Origin of the sequence: Pseudomonas sp. StFLB209 (assembly GCF_000829415.1) — a bacterium.
In the GTDB taxonomy this organism is placed as follows: Bacteria; Pseudomonadota; Gammaproteobacteria; order Pseudomonadales; family Pseudomonadaceae; genus Aquipseudomonas.
Window position 1 is genome coordinate 3760728 of record NZ_AP014637.1, and the last position, 17744, is coordinate 3778471.

The window sequence follows — 17744 nt, forward strand, 5'->3', positions numbered from 1 at the left end:
GCACCGCAGGCGTTTTTGTATCCGGTCGAACGCTTTATCCTGTGTGAAGTCTCACTATCAGGCCGGGCAGTGAGCTTTGTCGGACAATCAGGTGAGCGCTACACTGCGCCATGTCACCGATTTAACAGGAGTTTTCAGGTGGCCAAAAAACGCCCGATTTGAGTCAGGCCCCCGTGGCACGGGGCGCTCAGGCCTGAAAAGCGCGGCTGTTCACAAGGTTATCCACAATTTATGTGGATAACATGACTGCCATAAATCTTTCGTATCGGAGTGATCATGAAAGCCCCCTGGACTTTTCTCCGTTTCCTGCCTGGTGCCCGCCGCCTATTGGCCGCAGGGCGTTTACCGGCATTGCTGTTTGCCGTTGCCCGCAAAGGCTCCAGCGAGGGCAGCCGGCTGGGGCGCATCAAGGACGATCTGCGTCTGCTGCAGGCCCTGTGCCTGGCCTACTGGCGTGGCGAGTACCGCGACATAAGCCCCAAGGCCATTTTGTCTATCGTCGCCGGCCTGATGTACTTTCTCAGCCCGTTGGACGCGATCCCTGACTTTATTCCGGGCCTGGGGATGTTCGATGACGTTGCGGTACTGGCCTGGGTCATGAAAAGCCTGACTGACGAACTCGATGCGTTCCGTGCCTGGCGTGAGTCTCAGCCGGTGGAGAAACTGGTAGTCGTCGAGCGGCTGCCTGCCAGTGAAGCATTGCTGGAGCGCGAAAAAGGCATCTGATCCCGCAAATCGGCCGACTTTAAGCGAATCTGCCGGCCTTGCAGGTGGGCAACGACCCATAAAGCACTGTTAAGATAACGACATCATTGTTTTTCGAAATAAGTCCTTATCCAGTACAGGGGGTCGTATGGATCTTCAAGTCATCTCACGTGACGGCGAACCCGAGTACGCCGTACTGCCCTGGGGCCAGTACCAGGCACTGTTGAAAGCCGCCGGGCTGGCTCAAGCACCGGCCCGTCAGGTGGTCGAGACCCCGCAGGAGCCCCAACCATTGCCCGGTTTCGACCAGCTTGCTGCGCTGCGTCAGGCCAAAGGCCTGGAACTGGCGGGGCTGGCCCGTTCGGTGGGGGTCAGCCCTTCCTATCTGGAGCTGATCGAAAACGGCACCCGTGAGCCGGACGCAGCCATCAAGCGCAGCCTGGCGTGGCATCTGGGGGTAGCCGGTTGGCGGGGTGACTCATGAGCGTGCGTATCAGCCGCCAGCACTGGGAACAGCTGCTGAGCGAGCTTGATCAGGCCCGTCGTCAGCGTCATCTGGTCACTTACCGTGCCTTGCTCGAACGCCTGCAACTGCCAACCCCGGCGATGCAAACCTTGAGCGCCGCGCTGGAATACCTTGCCACCCTGGACGCCAAGGCCGAGCAGCCATTGCGCAGTTCACTGGTCATCAGCCAGGGCGCCAGCCGCCTGCCACGCCCTGGTTTCTTCGAATGCGCCGAGCGTCTGGGGCGTTTTTCCGGGCCGTCTGACGGCACCGCTGCGGCCGCCTGGCATGCCTCGGAAGTGGTGCGGGTTTTCGAGTTCGCCTACTCGCAGCCTGAGCGCGAGCAGTTGGCGGCCAAAGGTTAGTAGGGTTAATGCCGATCAGTTAAGGTCGGCGCGGTCTTTGTGGGAAGTTCTGCTGGCGAATGCAGGGGACATCCACAGCAGATGTGCAGGTTTTACCGGCCCGGTCGCGAGCCGTTGCTGCCTGCCACGGGCATTTGCTGGGGCCAGACCTTGACGCTGTTGAGCTTGAGATCTGGCATCAGTGCTCTGTAACCGCGTCGTTTAAAGGGTCGACCCTGACAGCCCTGCTTCTGTCGATCTTCCACGACATCAACTCGTTGACCGTGGCTTCCAGGGCGGACCAGCTGTTTATCACAGCAGTGAAGTTCGCCAGGTAAAGATGATTGCTGGCATCAATGCCAGCCTGCAAGGTCTGGATAACCTGTTTTACCGTGGTACGTTGCTCGCTCCAGAAATGCCCAAGCGCTTGCTGGCAATCGAGCAATTGGATCAAGCAACGCTTGGCATTTTGCATGTGAGCAACAACCGCGCTGGCAATCGCCAGTTCTTGTACCGGTATGCTCTGCCTGCTTTGAAGCTCCCGAACGGCTTGCATGGACTGCGTTATGGCTGCCAGGTCCCGTTTGTGCTCCTCAGCTGGCCACGCACCCAGAAGCGGGAATGTAAGCTCAAGAACGGGCTCTGCCAGAAAGTTTGTGTCGGCAATCTCACTGTCACTTTCAACTGATGAGTCGCCGTGTTGCAGTGCACGTCGATAAACCATGCTGACACGCTCAATGATCAAGTGCCGATCCGGATCAAGGCCTGTGAACGGTTCCCCGCCGCTGGCGCGCAGCGCGTCTTCGAGTTGTTGATATTTCTGGGCCAGCTCATGGGCCTGTTCGCGTTGCGCCTGAGATGTTTGCAGGGCATCGGCGATTGAACCTGCCAGGCGCTCAAGCGGCCCGGTGATGAGGTGTGACAGCTGTTGCGTGCGACGCTGATATTCAACGGCCTGGCTGCAAGCCTCATCAAGCTGCGATACCAGCACTTGCTCAAGTACCGCGGCCCATTGCCCGGGGTCGTGCGCGAGCGCTGCCCGCACGGCGTCGACCCCCGCCACGCACGTCGAATAGGTGATGAACGGCCTAAGCATCTGCGATGCCAGGGTCGCCTTGAGTGAGGTCCATTGCTGGGCTGTTTCGATCAGCGCGTTGGTGACTTCACTCACCGCCTGCAGCGACGGGGACGAATGAGGCGGATGGGGCCTCGACAGATCCGTCAGCGCACTGGCGTAGCCATCAAATGCCAGGAACGAGATATAAGCGTCGACAAGATTCTGCTGACCTGGAGAAGACATCATGATTGCTTGCTCCGAGAGCAGCGGCTCCTCGTTCCAGGAGCCACCATTCTGTTCTGAAATGCCCGGTGCTGTTCAACGATGTTCGGCAACCGGGCACTGGCTTTTGCCGATTCAGGCTGCCTGGATGTTGGCAACTTCACCGCCAACTTTCATCTCGCCTACTGCAACCTGGACATCGGCCATGGCTAATTGCTCGGCCATTTTGGTTGCCGCTTGCCATTCCTTGCTGGCCGAGGACGCGAAAGCCCCCTGGATAATTGCACTGACGCTCAGCTCTGCCTTTTCGAGTTTTTCACTGACGCCTTTGAGCTCTCCAGCGAAAATGCTCCAGATGGTCCTGAGGTCGGACAGTGCGTCCAGCGATGTCTTGACATGCTCTTTGGCCTGCGTCGTTGCCATGGACAGAGCATGCAAAGCTACGATTTGTCTTTGATCAGCCGAAAGTTGCGCCTGCTTCTTGGTGATCTCTTTCATTTGATCGTTGATCTTGCTCTGGGTTAATGCCCACAGGGTAATGCTTGCACCTGCCCCAATGAGGGCAGGGACGCCGACGGTCAGGGACCAGCCTAAACTGATCGGCGCCAGTGCCAGGGCGATGACCCCGACAAACAGGGAGACGCCAAGGCCGGCGGCTTCATAGGCGATCTGCCGATTCTCGGCTGCGATCATGGCGTTCAATCCACTGATTGCAGCATTCAACTCTTGTACATGACCCAGCAGCTCGGTTTCCGCGTTTTGAATGCTGCTGACACTTGATACCAATTCATTGTGCGAACGCTGCATCTTGTTACCCCAGGCGCGCAGACGCTCGGCGGTTGTATCCGCTTTGTGAATAGCCTCCTGAACTTCGTCGTTGAGCATTTTCACCAGCAGCGAAATCTTCACCACTGTTGGATCGCTGGCCCCCATCGCTGAAGGGTTCGACTCGACCTGCTTGACGATAAGCCCCATCACCGAGTCGAAGGTGGTTCCAAAGTCAATGACTTGCAGCGGCACACCGCCGGTGAGTTCGGGAGCCAGATCGTCGATCCACTCCTGAGCGTTCAGTTTGGCTTGATCCAGAGACTTGGACAGACCATTGAACCAGTTGTAGTGCTTTTCCGGAGTTTCGATGTGCGTATTGAGCACGCCGTGACAGGCTTGGGTAATCAGATTGAGACTGAAAAAAGCGGCTTGGGTCTTACCCGATACAGCCTGGGTATTTTTCACCAGCGATTGCGTAGCCATGTAAGCACCCTCTTTAACCTGCAGTTAATGAAATGTTCTGACTCAAAGGCTCAATGACAACGGTTTGTCCACGATCAATTTTCAATCCCGCCAAGTGGCTGGCATAGGCTTCCAGTTTTTTCCAGGAAGCGGCCACCAATTGGTAATTGGATAAATACAAGTGAGCGTCGGGGTCGGCACCGGCATTAAGTGCTTCAATGACCTGGCGCACCGTATTGGTCTCTTCACGCCAAAGCTGAGTGATGGCTGGAAGTTTGTTTTCAATGCTCAGAAACTCGCGTTCGAGCCGATAAAGAAGACTCAGCACATTCTTGGTGGCCGCCAGGGCCTGCGCGGTTTGATCCAGGCTGACTTGTAACTGGCTGATGTCACGCAGTAACTTGTAGATTCGCTCCGAGCGCGCCCAGTTTTCGTACACCGCGTAGCTGGCCGTGAGCACTGCAAGCGTCAAACCCACGTACGAGATCCCGTTGGCTATCGCGGCGCCCATCATGATGCCTCGGGTCGCTGCATCAATATTGGATGTTTGAATATCCACCAGTTTGTAAATGACCTTTCCGTGGTTGGTGACCAGGGTGCTGGTTTTGCTCAGCGTACCGACGGTGAGTTTTTCCTGTTGGGAGATCAGGGCGTCCTGTAGTTCTTGCATTTTTTGCGCAAGCTCATTGGACTTGGCCTCTTGTGCTCCCAGCGAGCGCCAGCCAGCCTGGATACTCTCATCGAGGCGATGGTGCGCGGCACTGAATTCCTTGCGTAACGCTTTGATTTTATCTTCGCACTCAATGGCCTGGCGCAAGCCTTTGTTCAGTTGTGGCATCACAACCTGGTTCAGCACAGCCACCCACTGCGTGCGCTCGTTCTCGACAGCCAGCCGCATCATGTCTTCCACGCCGGAAACACACGAAGCGTACTGGATGAACTGCTTTAATAGTCCTCCCAGAAAGTCAGGTTTTAATGTCGGCCATTCCTGTGCGGTATGATTGAGCAGTTCCAGACGATTTCTTACATCGCTCAGCCAGTCCGGATCATTGATCAGCTTTCCTACTGTCAATGTCGTAACCGTATGGCTGTAAGCATCCAGCTCAATAAAAGAAACAAAAGCATCAGTCAATGTTTGCTTCAACAGATCGACACGAGGATAGATCACAGCCGTCACTCCCGGACCTAAAAGATTAAAAAGAGTAGTTTCGATTCCGGCAAGCCGAACACTTCAGGCCTGAGCACTTCGCCGAGACCGGCAAATGTTGCACATTTATAAACGATGATTTCGCAGGGCGATAAGGCAGGGGCGTGAAGTGGGTTTGGTCACGGCGAGGGAGAGAAAGGTTGCATCCAGCATCGTCGTATCATCCTTTGCATATCGAAATTATGATATGTGGCGCAATAACATCGCTTCGCCAGCCTAAGCGATCTCGATTCGATAGTGCAATAGGCTTGCGTGATGTTCTGGCAGGGATAATTCGATTCTGTTTATTGTCCTGCGCGAGTGGCCGACAACGCGGGCGGGCGGGAACTCCCCGCAAGCCGTTGCCCGACAGCGCTGTGCCGGGCGGCGGGCGGGTTTTGATCGGCGATGCGTATCAAGCCACCGCGAAGTAATGCTTCACAAAACTTTCGCTGAGCACTTCCCACAGCACCGGCGTGCCCTTGGTCACGAACCAGCTGTCGCCGGCCTTGTAGCGGCTGACCTGGCCGGTGCTCTCGTCGGTCAGTACCAGCTCGCCGGTAACCACGGTGGCGTGCTCGTTGAACGGGTAGACCATACGGAACTTGCCTTGGGTGGTGCCGAAGTAGGCGCTGCTGACCGGGTCGGTTGGGGCGCCGAAGGTCATCTTGCCGAAGGCGTTGACCTCGCCTTCGAGAATCTGCGAACCCAGATCAGCCACGGTGCCCCAGGCATCAAGCTGGCTGAGTTGAACATCTTTGTTGATTACGGTCAGGGTCATGCGGCAGTACTCCTAGAGGATGGAATGAAATCAGCGGCGACCATTGAAGTAGCCGGACAACTGGTGAAAGGTCTTGCCGCCGCTGAGCAGCAGCGGGCGGATCTGGTCCTTGCCGATGATGTTGGGATGGCGCACTGAACTGAGCAGCTCATAGCGCGCCGAGCCTTCGCTCATGCCTTCAGCAAGGATCTTGCAAATGATGTGGCTGGGGGTGACGCCAAAGCCTGAATAGCCCTGCACATAGAACACGTTGCGCCGGCCGTTGAGGGTGCCCAGTTGCGGGAACAAGGTGGCGCCGGTGGCCATCGGGCCGCCCCAGGCCAGGTCGATTTTCACGTCTTTGAGGTACGGGAACACCTTGAGCATCAGGCGCCGGTTCCAGGCTTTGAGATCATTGGGGATATGCTCGACAAACGGGGTGGCAGAACCGAACAGCAAGCGGTTCTCGCGGGTCACCCGGTAGTAATCAATCACCGGCCGGATATCGCTGTATGCACCCCGAATCGGGCTGATGCGCTGGATCAGTTCTTCCGGCAGCGGCTCGGTCACCATCTGGAATGCGTACGTATTGATGGTCTTGCAGTGCAACTGCGGTTCGAGCTTGTTGAGGAAACTGTCGCAAGCCCAGAGCAGTTTGCTGGCCTTGACCGAGCCACGGCCGGTGCGCACAGTGATGCGCTCGCCGTATTGCACCTCCAGCGCCGGGCTGTGTTCAAAGATCCGCACGCCCAGCTCGCTCAGGGCCTTGGCCTCGCCAAGCAGCAGGTTCAGCGAGTGCACATGGCCACCGCCCATGTGCAGCAGGGCACTGCTGTAAACGTCGGAGCCGATGATCTGTTTGACTTCGGAGCCTGCCAGAAAGCGAATCTCGTCTTTGCTGTTGATCGACTTGAAGTCGCGCTCCCAGTTGCGCAGGGTCTGTTCCTGACGTTTGTTGAAGCCCATGTAGCCATAGCCATGGCTGAAGTCGGCGTCGATGTTATAGCGGGCGATACGCTCTTTGATGATGCCGGCGCCCAGCTCGCTGATCTCGAAGATCTCGCGGATGCCGCTTTCTCCGACGCTGTTGCGGATCTTCTCCAGGTCGTGGCCGATGCCGGCCATGATCTGCCCACCGTTGCGCCCGGTGCCGCCGAAACCCAGGTAGCGGGCTTCGAGCACCACGATGTTGGTGATGCCTTTCTCGGCCAGCTCCAGCGCGGTGTTGATCCCGGAGAAGCCGCCGCCGATGACCACGACATCGGCGTCTATGTCCTCCTCCAGGGTCGCAAAACTCAAATTGTACTTTTTGGTTGCTGAGTAGTACGTGGGCGTTTCGATATTGATCATGGTGGCGACCGGCTCATGATTCTTGTCAGTTGCTTCATTAAACGCCCGGTCGCCGCATGTCGTCTTGCCTTTGTGTGCCGCCGGACTTGTTCGGCACTGCCAGTCTCAAGTGAGCGAGGCGAGGGTCTCCGGCAGGGTGGCACCGCCATCGACAATAATCGTCTGGCCGGTGACATAGGCTGCCAGCTCCGAAGCCAGGTAGAGCATCGCCCCGGCGATGTCCGCCGGTTGCCCGAGACGGCCCAGCGGCACGCCTTGGGCGATGCGCTGGCTGAGGCCAGGATCGCCCAGGTTGCCCATCGCCGGGGTGGCGATCATGCCCGGTTCCACGCCATTGACCCGCACCCCCAGCGGCGCCAGTTCCAGCGCGGCGCTGCGGATGAAGCCGTTGACCCCGGCCTTGCTGGCGGCGTAGTGACTCAGGCCCGGAAACGCCACCCGCGGGCCGGTCACCGAAGACGTCACCAGCAGGTTGCCGCGACCTTGCTGCCTGAACAGCGGCAAGGCGGCCTGGGTCAGCCAGAACAACGCTGCCAGGTTGACGTCCAGAGTCCGTTGCAAAATGGCCGGGGTGATCTGTTCCAGCGGCGTCAGTGGAAAGTAACCGGCGTTGTGCACCAGTACATCGAGGCGCGACAGGTCGCCGATCATGGCATTGATCGCGTCTCGGTCGGCCAGATCGATGTCCACCGCCTGCACATCCCGATTGAGCCGACTCAGCTCGCTGGCCAAGGCTTGGGCTTCAGGCAGGTTCAGGTCGGCGATCAACACCCTGGCACCACGCTCGCTGAATGCCTCGACGATACCCCGGCCAATGCCTTGGGCGCCGCCGGTCACCAGTACGGTTTGTCCGTTGAAATCCAGCATCAGGCACCTTCCAGTTGTTCAAAGGCCAGGGTGGGCACGTCGACAATGCTCGATCCGCCATCGGCGACCAAGGTAGCGCCAGTGACGATGCTGGCCTCAGTGCTGATCAGAAACCGGCACAGGTTGGCGATTTCGTCGGGCAGCGCGGGCCTGCGCAACGGCACCGCGGCGGTGACCCGTGCATAAGCGGCGTCCAGGTCTTCTGCGTAATGCGCCATCAGTGGCTGCATCTCGGCATCGGCCATGGGCGTGCGCACCCAGCCGGGGCACACGCAGTTGACCCGTACACCCAGCGGGCCGTAGTCCTTTGCCAGTGAGCGGTTCAGGCCCAGCAGCGCGTGTTTGGCGGTGGTGTAGCCGCACACTTGTGGGCCTGCGGCCAGGGAGGCGATGGAGCCCAGCAGTACGATGCTGCCGCGCCGCTCGATCAGCAGCGGCAGGCAGGCCTGGGCGCTGAAAAAGGCGCTGTCCAGATTGCTGCGCAGCGCCGCCTGCCAGTCTGCGCTGCTGGTTTCGGTGGCGCTGCCCAGGCCATGCCCGCCTGCGCAGGTGAGCAGGGCATCAAGGCCGCCAAAGCGCTCGCGAACCTGCTCGATGAATTCGGCCCAGGTGTCGGCACAGGCGGCGTCGCCGACCAACACCAGGCCGCCGGTCTGGGCCGCGACCCGCTCCAGTGGCTCGCGGCGCCGGCCGACCAGCACCAGATTGGCGCCGTCGACCGCCAGGCGACGGGCGCAGGCTTCACCGATTCCGGTGCCGGCGCCGGTAATCAGTACGGTCTTACTCATCGCTGTCGTACTCGGTGACATTCAGTACACGGCAGTAGGAGGCCACCGGAAAATTGCTCAGCTCTTCGAAGCCGTCACCGGCATAGCCGAAGATCTTGCCGTCGCTGCGGTGCTGTTGCAGATCGATGACGATCAGGCCCAGGGTCGGCACGATCTTCTCGCGCCAGACGAACAGGTAGAGTTGTTCGGCGAGTTTGTAGTAGTGGGCCCGGTCGGTGTCGCACAGGCCCTGTTCCACCCCGCGCAGGCACTGCCAGCTGTAGTAGTCGCGGTTCAGATAGACATGCTCGTAGACTTCCGTGGGGCTGTAGCGGTACAGGTTGCGCAGGCCGACCAGTTCCTCGGTTGGCGCATGCGGGCAGGCGCCGTCTTGCCAGGGCTGGTCCAGGCTGCCGTGCAGGAACTCGACCTGGACACCGGTCAGTGGCTGGCCGGCCAGGGCACGATGATAAAGACCTTCATGGGTCTGGGCCTCGCCGGGCAGGCGGCCGATGACGGCCGTGAAGGCGCTGTTGAGTGTGTCGAGCACCAGGCTGATCGACCAGGCCTGGCCGGCTTCGTGTTTGACGAAATCCACCAGATAAATGCCGGCACGCAGTGACGTGGCGCGATAGGCTGCGCTGCCGCTGCTGTGGCCATCGGCGGCCTGCCAGTGCACCTGTTGGGCATCGAAGCGATGGCTGATCTGCCAGCCATTGGCAAAGTTCAGCTCGAAGCGCCGGTCTGCCAGATCGGCCAGGTTCGGCAAAATGAAAGACTCGGGGGCAAAACCGTCGGCCAGGGCGCCTACGGTGATCCAGTCGGACTGCTTGCTCATCGGGGTGTGCTCGTGTTGTGAGTGATGAGCACGATGGTGCGGCGCGGCGCGCCTGAGCGGTATCAACCAGATGGTTGAACCGGCTATAGAAACAGCCGGCTGACCAGCTCGGTACGGCTGCTGACCCCGACCTTGCGAAACAGGTTGATCAGGTGGGTCTTGACCGTCGGCAGGCCCAGGTCGAGCTGGCGGGCCAGTTGTTTGTTGCTGGCGCCGTCCTGCAACAACAGGGCGATTTGCCGTTCACGAGCGGTCAGCGTTTGCAGGCGGTCTGTTGGCGGCGCTGTCTGCAAGCCGGCGGCAGCCATTTGCATCAGCCCGTGTAAGGCCAGCAGGCTGTGCAGCTCATCAGGCTGGAATGGCTGCTGGCCCCGGCAGCGCAGCAATGACACGCCCAACGCCGGACGGCCGCCGAGGTGAGCGATGACCTCGACCACATCCACCACCTGATGGCGCTGCAGAAACCGGCGATATTCCTGGCTGCTGCCCGGGTCTTGATGCGCCAGCCCGTCGCGTAGAGCAATCACCGGCTGGTCGATGGCAGCGCAGAGTTTCGGTTGCAGAGGGTCGAGCCAGCGATAGTGCTCAAGGTAGGCGTCATGCATCGACGCCTGCATGCCCTGTAACTGGAAGTCGCAGGCCAGTAGCCCGGCGTCGATCCGGTAGAAGGCCGCCAGTGCGGCGGGGACCTGATGAGTGAAGGCACTCAGGCAGTGCCGGGCCAATTGATTGCTGTCGAGCATCACCACAACCTGCGTCTTTGCCCAATGGCTGCTCAGTATTGTCACGCAGTGCGTCCAGGTCTTGTCTGTGACTGCCAGCGATTGAATTGTTCCGGGTTGGTGGTTAACTTGTTAACGATGGCTTTTCAGCCTGCACACTCGATGTCTGTCGACCCTTTGGAGCTTGCGATGCCCGCCCCGCAACGTCTGATTGTCCTCTTGGCCATGCTGGTCGCATTCGGCCCACTGTCTATCGATATGTACCTGCCGAGCCTGCCCGCCATTGCCAATGATTTGCAGGCCAGCGAAGCGCAGGTGCAGATGACCATTGGGGTGTTTCTCGGCGGTCTGTGTCTGGGCATGCTCGTGTACGGCCCGCTGTCGGATCGCTTCGGACGTCGGCGGCTGTTGCTGGGCGGTATCGTGCTGTACCTGCTGGCCAGTGTCGGTTGCGCGCTGGCGTCGGCTGTCGAGCAGTTGCTGGTCTGGCGCTTTGTCCAGGCCCTGGGTGGCGCGGCGGCGGCGGTGCTGGCGCGAGCCATCGTACGTGATCTGTTTGCTCTGGAGGAGGCGGCCCGGGTGCTGTCACTGATGCATCTGGTGACCATGCTGGCAACGCTGGCGGCACCGTTGCTTGGCGGTTACCTGATGCTGCTGGCCGGCTGGCGCTCGCTGTTCGCGGCGCTGATCGGCTTTGCCGCTGTGTGCCTGATCGCGGTGGCCTGGAAAATCCCCGAAACCCTGGCACCGCACAAACGTGGCGAGTCGCTGGGCCAGGCACTTCGTGCCTACGCCCACATGGCAGTACAGCCGTTGGTGATCGGCTACAGCCTGTGCATGGGGCTGTGCTTTGCTGGCATGTTTGCCTTCATCACAGCATCGCCGTTCGTGTACATCGACTATTTCGGCGTTTCGCCGCTGGCTTACGGCTGGCTGTTTGCCCTGAATATCTTCGGCATCATCGTCACCACGCTGATCAATGCGCGGCTGGTCAGGCGGCTGGGGCCGGGGCCATTGCTCAACGCGGGCAGTGCCGTGGCGGCGCTGGCCGCAGTGTTGTTACTGCTGGTCGGGGCCAGTGGCTGGGGTGGTTTGCCGGCGGTAGTGGTGGGGGTGGTGCTGTACGTCAGTGTCACTGGGTTGCTGGGTGCCAATTGCCTGGCCAGCCTGCTGGCGGTGTATCCCCGCCAGGCCGGGGCGGTGGCGGGATTGGCGATATCAGGCCAGTTCGGCCTGGGGATGCTCAGCAGCGCCCTGGTGGGCCTGCTGTATGACGCCAGCCCCTTGCCGATGTGCCTGATCATGGGCGCTTGCGGCATCGGTTCGTGGCTGGCGCTGCGCTTTGCCCGCAGCCGCAATTAGTTTCCACTGATCTGGAATGGACCCCGTAGGAGCGGCCGGGCGGCGATCCGCTTTAGCTGCGAAGCCTTCGCAGCTAAAGCTGCTCCTACGGGGAATGCGGCGCCGGTCTAACTGATCACTTTGCTATCAATGACCTCAAACTAACGGCGGCACACGCAACTGATTCGAGCACTCCAGCAACGAGCGGCGCTGGGTGTCGGCGTACAGTTGCAACTCGTTGATGGTTTCGCGGCCCAGGTCGTGCTGGAACTGCTGCTGGTTGGAGCTGGCGTTGTAGTGCGACTGCGCATCGTCACCGAGGTTGGACTGGAAGATCCCGGCAGCGCTGACCGGCAGGAAGTCTTCATAAACCAGCGGCTCGAAGTCGATGTGGCCCGCCTCGATCAGGGCTTCCAGATCCTTGAGCGGCAGCTCGCTGCTGCGCGCGGCGATGCCTTTATCGGTCGGCAAGTAACGGAAGTAGGCCAGGCCCTGCTGACGCATTGCCTGCAGGTCGTCCGGGAAGTCCTTGAATACCGCTTCCAGCAGTTCGGCGTAACGTACCGCGTTGGCTTCGTTGGGAAATTCCCCCAACTGCTCGCGGGCCGTGTTGAGCAATTGGTCATACAAGGCCCGGCCTTTGGGGGTCAACGCTGCGCCACGTTGTTCGATCTCGCCAAAGCGCGCCGAGTGGCTGCCCGATTCATTGGCGCCTTGGCCGACAAAGGTGATCGGCTCTTGCAGCGCCTTGAAGCTGGTCTGGCGCAGCAGGATCGGATGCTGGCGCCGTGGCGGGCCTTCGACCACCGCCTTGGGGGTAATGCCGCGCAGCGGCATGTTGCTTTGCACCGTATCGATGTCCAGCGTGCGCGGGGTCAGGTGGTTGATGTGCGGGCCACGGAAGGCCACCACATCGGCAATCAACCGGTGCTGGGCCAGCAGTTGCTGGTACTCGGCCAGCGACACCGTGGCGGTGTTGTGCCAGCGGAAGGTCTCCAGCGCCTGTTCGACGAACTCGTCGGCGTCGGCCTGGTTGAGTCCGCCATCACGCTCGCTTTGCTCAATCAGCTCCAGCACCCGTGGGGTGAAGATCGAGCGCTTGGCCAGTACTTGTTCGGCGAAGGCGCGCAGCGCGGCGTTGTCGATCAGTTCCAGGCGCAGCAGCGAAGTGAACACCCGGAATGGGCTGACCTGCAGCGAGTCTTCATGGACCGCGCGAAACGCCGTGGAGTGCACCGGCACGCCGGCCGGAGTCAGGTCGTAGTAACCCACCGGCTGCATGCCCATCACCGCAAACAGTCGTGCCAGGGTGGCCAGTTCCAGTGGTGTACCGACGCGAATCGCGCCATGACGTTCCATGTCCAGGCGTTCGATCTCGCCGGTTTTGTTCAGGCTGTCGAGCACCTGCGGGCTGTGCTTGAACACGCCCTCGTTGGTTTCGGCGACCAGTTCCATCAAGGTGCCGTACAGCGGGACTTCTTGCTGATACATGTGGGACATGGCGCGGGAAAAGCCGGCGCGAATCTGGTCGCGATTGGCGAAGCTTGCAGTGCTCATCTGGATCGGTTCTCCGAACAATTTCCAGTCAATCAACGGTGTCTTTTCAGTCCAGCGCGGCCAGGCAGCGCTCGAAAATATCCAGGCCCTGTTCAAGAATCTCGGGCTCGGTGGTCAGTGGTGGCAGCAGGCGGATGATGTGCCGCGACTTGCCGCTGGGCATCAGCAGCAGGCCGGCATCCCGGGCGCTGCCCAGCAGTTGCGCCAGTTGCCCTGTGGCCGGGTTGCCTTGCGGGGTCATCAGCTCGATGCCGCGCATGCAGCCCACTCCGGTCAGACGCCCCAGATAGGGCGACAGGCGGGTTTCCTGCCAGTGCCGGTAACGGTTGACGATGGCCTTTTCCTGACGCTGACCCCAGTGGGCGAGATTGTCATCGCTCATCTGCGCCAGCGAAGCGATGCCTGCCGCACAGCCGATCGGGTTGCCCGAATAGGTGCCGCCCAAGCCGCCTTTAGGCAGGGTGTCGAGCAGGGTCTTGCGACCGACTACTGCGCCCAGCGGAATGCCGCCAGCGATGCTTTTACCCAGCAAGATCAGATCCGGCTCGATGCCCAGCCGGGTAAAACCGAAGCGTTGGCCGGTGCGCCCAAAACCGGACTGGATTTCGTCGGCGATCAACACAATGCCGTGCTGGTCGCACAGCGCGCGCAGCGCCACGGCGAACTCCGGCTCAAGCGCCAGGAAGCCGCCTTCGCCCTGTACCGGCTCGACGATGAAACAGCCAACCTCGTTAACGTCGATCTCGACGCTGAACAGCCGCTCGATGGCCTTGAGCGCTTGCTCGGTGGTCACCCCGGTGTCCTTGCTCGGGTAGGGCACATGAAACACCGGGCCCGGCAGCACGCCGATGCGTTGCTTGTAAGGCGCGACCTTGCCGTTGAGGTTCAGGGTTGCCAGAGTCCGACCGTGAAAGCCGCCATCGAAAGCGATCACCGCAGTACGACCGGTCGCGCCCCGGACGATCTTCAGGGCATTTTCCGCCGCTTCCGCACCGCTGTTGGTGAGCATGCCACTGAGTGGGTAGCTGACCGGCATGAAGGCTTCCAGGCGGTCCATGAACTGGATATACGGGTCATGGGGCACGGCATTGAAGGCATAGTGGGTGAGCTTTTCGGCCTGGGCCTGGATGGCCCTGACCACCGCCGGGTTGCAGTGCCCCAGGTTGAGTACGCCGATGCCGCCCATGAAGTCGATGTAGCGTTTGCCCGCAGTGTCCCAGACTTCAGCGTTACGGCCGTGGGACAGGGTGATCGGATGCACCGCCGAGATCGACTGGCTGATGTTCTCGCGGCTCATGGACGGCACCCCGCTACACGGCAGGGCAAAGGTTGCGAAGCAAAGGCACACGGGCCGGTCGGCAGAGGCATGGGGGCATCCTGAGGGGTGGACGTTTTGCACTATCTAAACGAACAACCGGTGCCCCCCGCAAACGAAATAAAATCGCCGTGTCATTCCATTAATTCTGGATGTGGCGTTGTGCCGGGTAGCAGGAATCAGGCGTTGGTCTGGCTCAGCCGACCCTTGATCCATTCCACAAACGCTTTGACCTTGGGGACTTGTGCGGCATGTTCGGCGTGCGCAAGAAAATGCGAGCCGTCGCTTTGCAATGGATGATTCCATGGAATCACCAGCTTGCCCTCGGCCAGTTCTTCGTTGACCAGATACCGCGGCACCAAGGCAATGCCGCAGCCGGCCTGGGCGGCGCGGATGCACATATAAAAGGTGTCGAAGCGCGGTCCGTGGTAGCTGTTGTGCGAGTGCAGGTCCTGCTCCAGAAACCACTCATGCCAGGCTTCGGGGCGCGAAGTGCATTGCAGCAGGATATGCCCGCTCAGCGCCTCGGCGTTCTCGAATACATGCCGGGCCATGATTTCCGGGGCGCAGACCGGCACCACCTGTTCCTTGAACAACTCGATGCAGGTGGCGCCCGGCCAGGTGCCCTGGCCGAAGAAGAACGCCACATCGGCTTTGGCCCGGACCAGATCGAAGGGCTCCAGCTCGCTGCGGATGTCCAGGTGAATGCCTGGATTCATGGCGCTGAAACCCTTGAGGTTGGGCACCAGCCAGCGATCGCCGAAGGTCGGCTGGGTGGCGATTTTCAAGACTTCGGTTTCACCGCCATAGGTGAGGATGTAGCGGCTGGAAATGTCGACCTGGGTGAGGATCTTGTTCACCTCGGTCATGTACAACTCGCCGGCCGGGGTCAGGTGCAGGCGGCGGCGGATGCGCTGGAACAACGGATGGCAGAGCATCTCTTCAAGTTGCGCGACCTGTTTGCTGACTGCGCTCTGGGTCAGGTGCAGCTCCTGGGCGGCGCGGGTAAAGCTCAGATGCCGGGCGGCGGCCTCAAAGCATTGCAGGGCGGTGGTCGAAGGCATCAGTCGCTTGGACATCGTGAGATTCCTGCCAGGATCGATAGAGGTCGAGAAAAAAACTACAGAGCCTATGCTGGTATTGGAACGTCGTCGAGCCTGCACGCTGATGCGCTTGATACATTCCAAAACGGAATCATGTTTTTCTAAATCGTCGTTTGTGGGGCTGGCCGATGCAGGTCAATACTGACCGGCATCAATGTTTTGAACCCGTATAGACGCAGGAGAATAAAAGTGGTTGCCAAACTGTTGGAAAGCCTGGGCGTAGACAAGAGTGCTTATACGGGCGGCAACCATGCCGTCTACACCCCCATCGATGGCAGCCAGATCGGTGCCGTCACCCTGGAGAGCAAGGAACAGGTCGCTGCCCGTGTGCAGAGCGCCCATCAAGCCTTCCTCAAATGGCGCAGCGTTCCGGCCCCGCGCCGTGGCGAGCTGGTGCGTATTTTTGGTGAAGTGCTGCGTGAGCACAAAGCCGAGCTGGGCGAGCTGGTCTCGATCGAGGCTGGCAAGATCACTCAGGAAGGTCTGGGTGAAGTGCAGGAAATGATCGACATCTGCGACTTCGCCGTTGGCCTGTCGCGTCAACTGTACGGTCTGACCATCGCCTCCGAGCGCCCTGGTCACCACATGCGTGAAACCTGGCACCCGCTGGGTGTGGTGGGGGTGATCAGCGCCTTTAACTTCCCGGTCGCGGTCTGGGCCTGGAACACCGCCCTGGCGCTGGTAGCCGGTAACGCCGTGCTGTGGAAACCGTCCGAGAAAACCCCGTTGACCGCCCTGGCTTCCCAGGCGCTGTTCGACAAAGCCCTGAAAATCTTCGGCAGCGATGCCCCTGAAGGCCTGGCGCAGTTGATCATTGGTGACCGTGAGGCCGGCGAGGTACTGGTCGATGACCCGCGCGTACCACTGGTCAGCGCCACCGGCAGCACCCGCATGGGCCGTGAAGTCGGCCCGCGTGTCGCGGCACGTTTTGGGCGCAGCATTCTTGAGCTGGGTGGCAACAACGCGATGATCCTGGCGCCGAGTGCCGACCTGGACCTGGCCGTGCGCGGCATCCTGTTCAGCGCCGTCGGCACCGCCGGCCAGCGTTGCACCACGCTGCGCCGCCTGATCGTGCATCGCTCGATCAAGGACGAGGTGGTGGCTCGGGTCAAAGCTGCGTACGGCAAAGTCCGGATCGGTGACCCGCGTGAAGGCAACCTGATCGGCCCGCTGATCGACAAACAGGCTTTTACCGCCATGCAGGACGCGCTGACCAAGGCTCGCGACGAAGGCGGCCAGGTGTTCGGCGGCGAGCGGCAACTGGCCGAGCAATTTCCGAACGGCTACTACGTCACTCCGGCCATCGCTGAAATGCCTGGGCAAAGCGATGTGGTGCGTCACGAGACCTTCGCACCGATCCTTTACGTGCTGGCCTATGACGAGTTTGAAGAAGCGCTGCGCCTGAACAACGAGGTGCCGCAAGGCCTGTCGTCGTGCATCTTCACCACCGACATTCGCGAAGCCGAAGCCTTCCAGAGCGCGGCCGGCAGCGACTGCGGCATTGCCAACGTCAACATCGGCACCAGCGGTGCAGAAATCGGCGGCGCGTTCGGTGGCGAGAAAGAAACCGGTGGCGGCCGCGAGTCCGGCTCCGATGCCTGGAAAGGCTACATGCGCCGCCAGACCAACACGGTCAACTACTCCCGCGAACTGCCGCTGGCCCAAGGCATCGTGTTTGATTGACAGGTGCTGGCTGTTCGCGGCTAACGCCGCTCCTGCCTTGCAGGAGCGACCTTGGTCGCGAAAGGGCCGGTAAAACCACACCCTATGCTGTGACTCTACCGGCCTCTTCGCGAGCGAGCTCGCTCCTACAGTATCTCGCCGGGCCCGCAGGCGCGGCCGGGCGACAATTTGTTCCAGCCACGAAATCGATCA

The 17744-nt window shown here is 60.5% G+C and carries 17 protein-coding genes; 5 read left to right on the forward strand and 12 right to left on the reverse strand.

Features of this window, described 5'->3' with window-relative positions; all coding sequences use genetic code 11:
- The first annotated feature begins 276 nt into the window (after window positions 1-276).
- The 3 genes from PSCI_RS16865 (at window position 277) to PSCI_RS16875 (ending at window position 1575) form a co-directional block, all read left to right on the forward strand.
- Window positions 277-726, forward strand: coding sequence for a YkvA family protein (locus PSCI_RS16865; RefSeq protein WP_045489130.1), 450 nt, complete (start codon window positions 277-279; stop codon window positions 724-726).
- Window positions 727-853: 127 nt separating this feature from the next.
- The gene (locus PSCI_RS16870; protein WP_045489133.1) at window positions 854-1189 is read left to right on the forward strand and encodes a helix-turn-helix domain-containing protein; all 336 of its coding nucleotides are present in this window, start codon (window positions 854-856) and stop codon (window positions 1187-1189) included.
- On the forward strand, window positions 1186-1575 hold the full coding sequence (locus PSCI_RS16875; protein WP_045489136.1) for a hypothetical protein: 390 nt from the start codon (window positions 1186-1188) through the stop codon (window positions 1573-1575). The genes PSCI_RS16870 and PSCI_RS16875 overlap by 4 nt, the downstream gene beginning before the upstream one ends.
- Before the next feature lie 178 nt (window positions 1576-1753).
- Here PSCI_RS16875 and PSCI_RS16880 read toward each other — a convergent pair whose 3' ends face one another.
- From PSCI_RS16880 to PSCI_RS16920, 9 genes are all read right to left on the reverse strand, one after another.
- Window positions 1754-2857, reverse strand: coding sequence for a hypothetical protein (locus PSCI_RS16880; protein ID WP_045489139.1), 1104 nt, complete (start codon window positions 2855-2857; stop codon window positions 1754-1756).
- 111 nt (window positions 2858-2968) lie between these two features.
- Entirely contained in the window at window positions 2969-4084 is a 1116-nt protein-coding gene (gene makA, locus PSCI_RS16885) for an alpha-pore-forming cytotoxin MakA (protein ID WP_045489142.1), read from the reverse strand.
- 13 nt (window positions 4085-4097) lie between these two features.
- Complete coding sequence (gene makB, locus PSCI_RS16890; RefSeq protein WP_144403268.1) at window positions 4098-5231, reverse strand: alpha-pore-forming cytotoxin subunit MakB; 1134 nt, start codon at window positions 5229-5231, stop codon at window positions 4098-4100.
- A gap of 433 nt (window positions 5232-5664) precedes the next feature.
- A complete protein-coding gene (locus PSCI_RS16895) occupies window positions 5665-6030 on the reverse strand; it encodes a cupin domain-containing protein (protein ID WP_045489148.1) in 366 nt (121 codons plus the stop codon).
- Between the two features lie 30 nt (window positions 6031-6060).
- Window positions 6061-7359: an NAD(P)/FAD-dependent oxidoreductase gene (locus tag PSCI_RS16900; protein ID WP_045489150.1), complete on the reverse strand. Its 1299-nt coding sequence runs from the start codon at window positions 7357-7359 to the stop codon at window positions 6061-6063.
- A gap of 105 nt (window positions 7360-7464) precedes the next feature.
- Window positions 7465-8226 (reverse strand): SDR family oxidoreductase, encoded by a 762-nt coding sequence (locus PSCI_RS16905; RefSeq protein WP_045489153.1) that lies wholly within the window; start codon window positions 8224-8226, stop codon window positions 7465-7467.
- Window positions 8226-9014 carry an SDR family NAD(P)-dependent oxidoreductase gene (locus PSCI_RS16910; RefSeq protein ID WP_045489156.1) on the reverse strand — a complete coding sequence of 263 codons (789 nt, stop codon included), beginning with the start codon at window positions 9012-9014 and terminating at the stop codon, window positions 8226-8228. The genes PSCI_RS16905 and PSCI_RS16910 overlap by 1 nt, the downstream gene beginning before the upstream one ends.
- The gene (locus PSCI_RS16915; RefSeq protein ID WP_045489159.1) at window positions 9007-9831 is read right to left on the reverse strand and encodes a molybdenum cofactor biosynthesis F family protein; all 825 of its coding nucleotides are present in this window, start codon (window positions 9829-9831) and stop codon (window positions 9007-9009) included. Before PSCI_RS16915 ends, PSCI_RS16910 begins: the two co-directional genes overlap by 8 nt.
- 83 nt (window positions 9832-9914) lie before the next feature.
- Window positions 9915-10574, reverse strand: a complete 660-nt coding sequence (locus PSCI_RS16920; protein ID WP_045489161.1) for a helix-turn-helix transcriptional regulator — start codon at window positions 10572-10574, stop codon at window positions 9915-9917.
- A 168-nt stretch (window positions 10575-10742) separates the two neighbouring features.
- On the opposite strand from PSCI_RS16920, the gene PSCI_RS16925 reads away from it, so the two are divergent.
- Window positions 10743-11915, forward strand: a complete 1173-nt coding sequence (locus tag PSCI_RS16925; protein ID WP_144403269.1) for a Bcr/CflA family multidrug efflux MFS transporter — start codon at window positions 10743-10745, stop codon at window positions 11913-11915.
- A gap of 135 nt (window positions 11916-12050) precedes the next feature.
- Here PSCI_RS16925 and hglS read toward each other — a convergent pair whose 3' ends face one another.
- From hglS to PSCI_RS16940, 3 genes are all read right to left on the reverse strand, one after another.
- Complete coding sequence (gene hglS / locus PSCI_RS16930; protein ID WP_045494483.1) at window positions 12051-13451, reverse strand: 2-oxoadipate dioxygenase/decarboxylase HglS; 1401 nt, start codon at window positions 13449-13451, stop codon at window positions 12051-12053.
- Window positions 13452-13497: 46 nt separating this feature from the next.
- Window positions 13498-14748, reverse strand: a complete 1251-nt coding sequence (locus tag PSCI_RS16935) for a 2-aminoadipate transaminase (protein WP_045489163.1) — start codon at window positions 14746-14748, stop codon at window positions 13498-13500.
- A 197-nt stretch (window positions 14749-14945) separates the two neighbouring features.
- Window positions 14946-15845, reverse strand: a complete 900-nt coding sequence (locus PSCI_RS16940) for a LysR family transcriptional regulator (RefSeq protein ID WP_045489166.1) — start codon at window positions 15843-15845, stop codon at window positions 14946-14948.
- A 213-nt stretch (window positions 15846-16058) separates the two neighbouring features.
- On the opposite strand from PSCI_RS16940, the gene amaB reads away from it, so the two are divergent.
- A complete protein-coding gene (gene amaB / locus PSCI_RS16945) occupies window positions 16059-17552 on the forward strand; it encodes an L-piperidine-6-carboxylate dehydrogenase (protein ID WP_045489169.1) in 1494 nt (497 codons plus the stop codon).
- Window positions 17553-17744 lie beyond the last annotated feature (192 nt).

What these genes read in the sequence shown, in the direction of transcription:
- PSCI_RS16895 (WP_045489148.1), bottom strand. Translation starts at nt 6,030, where the DNA reads ATGACCCTGACCGTAATCAACAAAGATGTTCAACTCAGCCAGCTTGAT.
- PSCI_RS16940 (WP_045489166.1), bottom strand. Translation starts at nt 15,845, where the DNA reads ATGTCCAAGCGACTGATGCCTTCGACCACCGCCCTGCAATGCTTTGAG.
- PSCI_RS16875 (WP_045489136.1), top strand. Translation starts at nt 1,186, where the DNA reads ATGAGCGTGCGTATCAGCCGCCAGCACTGGGAACAGCTGCTGAGCGAG.
- PSCI_RS16925 (WP_144403269.1), top strand. Translation starts at nt 10,743, where the DNA reads ATGCCCGCCCCGCAACGTCTGATTGTCCTCTTGGCCATGCTGGTCGCA.
- PSCI_RS16935 (WP_045489163.1), bottom strand. Translation starts at nt 14,748, where the DNA reads ATGAGCCGCGAGAACATCAGCCAGTCGATCTCGGCGGTGCATCCGATC.
- PSCI_RS16910 (WP_045489156.1), bottom strand. Translation starts at nt 9,014, where the DNA reads ATGAGTAAGACCGTACTGATTACCGGCGCCGGCACCGGAATCGGTGAA.
- PSCI_RS16905 (WP_045489153.1), bottom strand. Translation starts at nt 8,226, where the DNA reads ATGCTGGATTTCAACGGACAAACCGTACTGGTGACCGGCGGCGCCCAA.
- PSCI_RS16915 (WP_045489159.1), bottom strand. Translation starts at nt 9,831, where the DNA reads ATGAGCAAGCAGTCCGACTGGATCACCGTAGGCGCCCTGGCCGACGGT.
- PSCI_RS16865 (WP_045489130.1), top strand. Translation starts at nt 277, where the DNA reads ATGAAAGCCCCCTGGACTTTTCTCCGTTTCCTGCCTGGTGCCCGCCGC.
- PSCI_RS16900 (WP_045489150.1), bottom strand. Translation starts at nt 7,359, where the DNA reads ATGATCAATATCGAAACGCCCACGTACTACTCAGCAACCAAAAAGTAC.
- hglS (WP_045494483.1), bottom strand. Translation starts at nt 13,451, where the DNA reads ATGAGCACTGCAAGCTTCGCCAATCGCGACCAGATTCGCGCCGGCTTT.
- PSCI_RS16920 (WP_045489161.1), bottom strand. Translation starts at nt 10,574, where the DNA reads ATGCTCGACAGCAATCAATTGGCCCGGCACTGCCTGAGTGCCTTCACT.
- PSCI_RS16870 (WP_045489133.1), top strand. Translation starts at nt 854, where the DNA reads ATGGATCTTCAAGTCATCTCACGTGACGGCGAACCCGAGTACGCCGTA.
- PSCI_RS16880 (WP_045489139.1), bottom strand. Translation starts at nt 2,857, where the DNA reads ATGATGTCTTCTCCAGGTCAGCAGAATCTTGTCGACGCTTATATCTCG.
- makA (WP_045489142.1), bottom strand. Translation starts at nt 4,084, where the DNA reads ATGGCTACGCAATCGCTGGTGAAAAATACCCAGGCTGTATCGGGTAAG.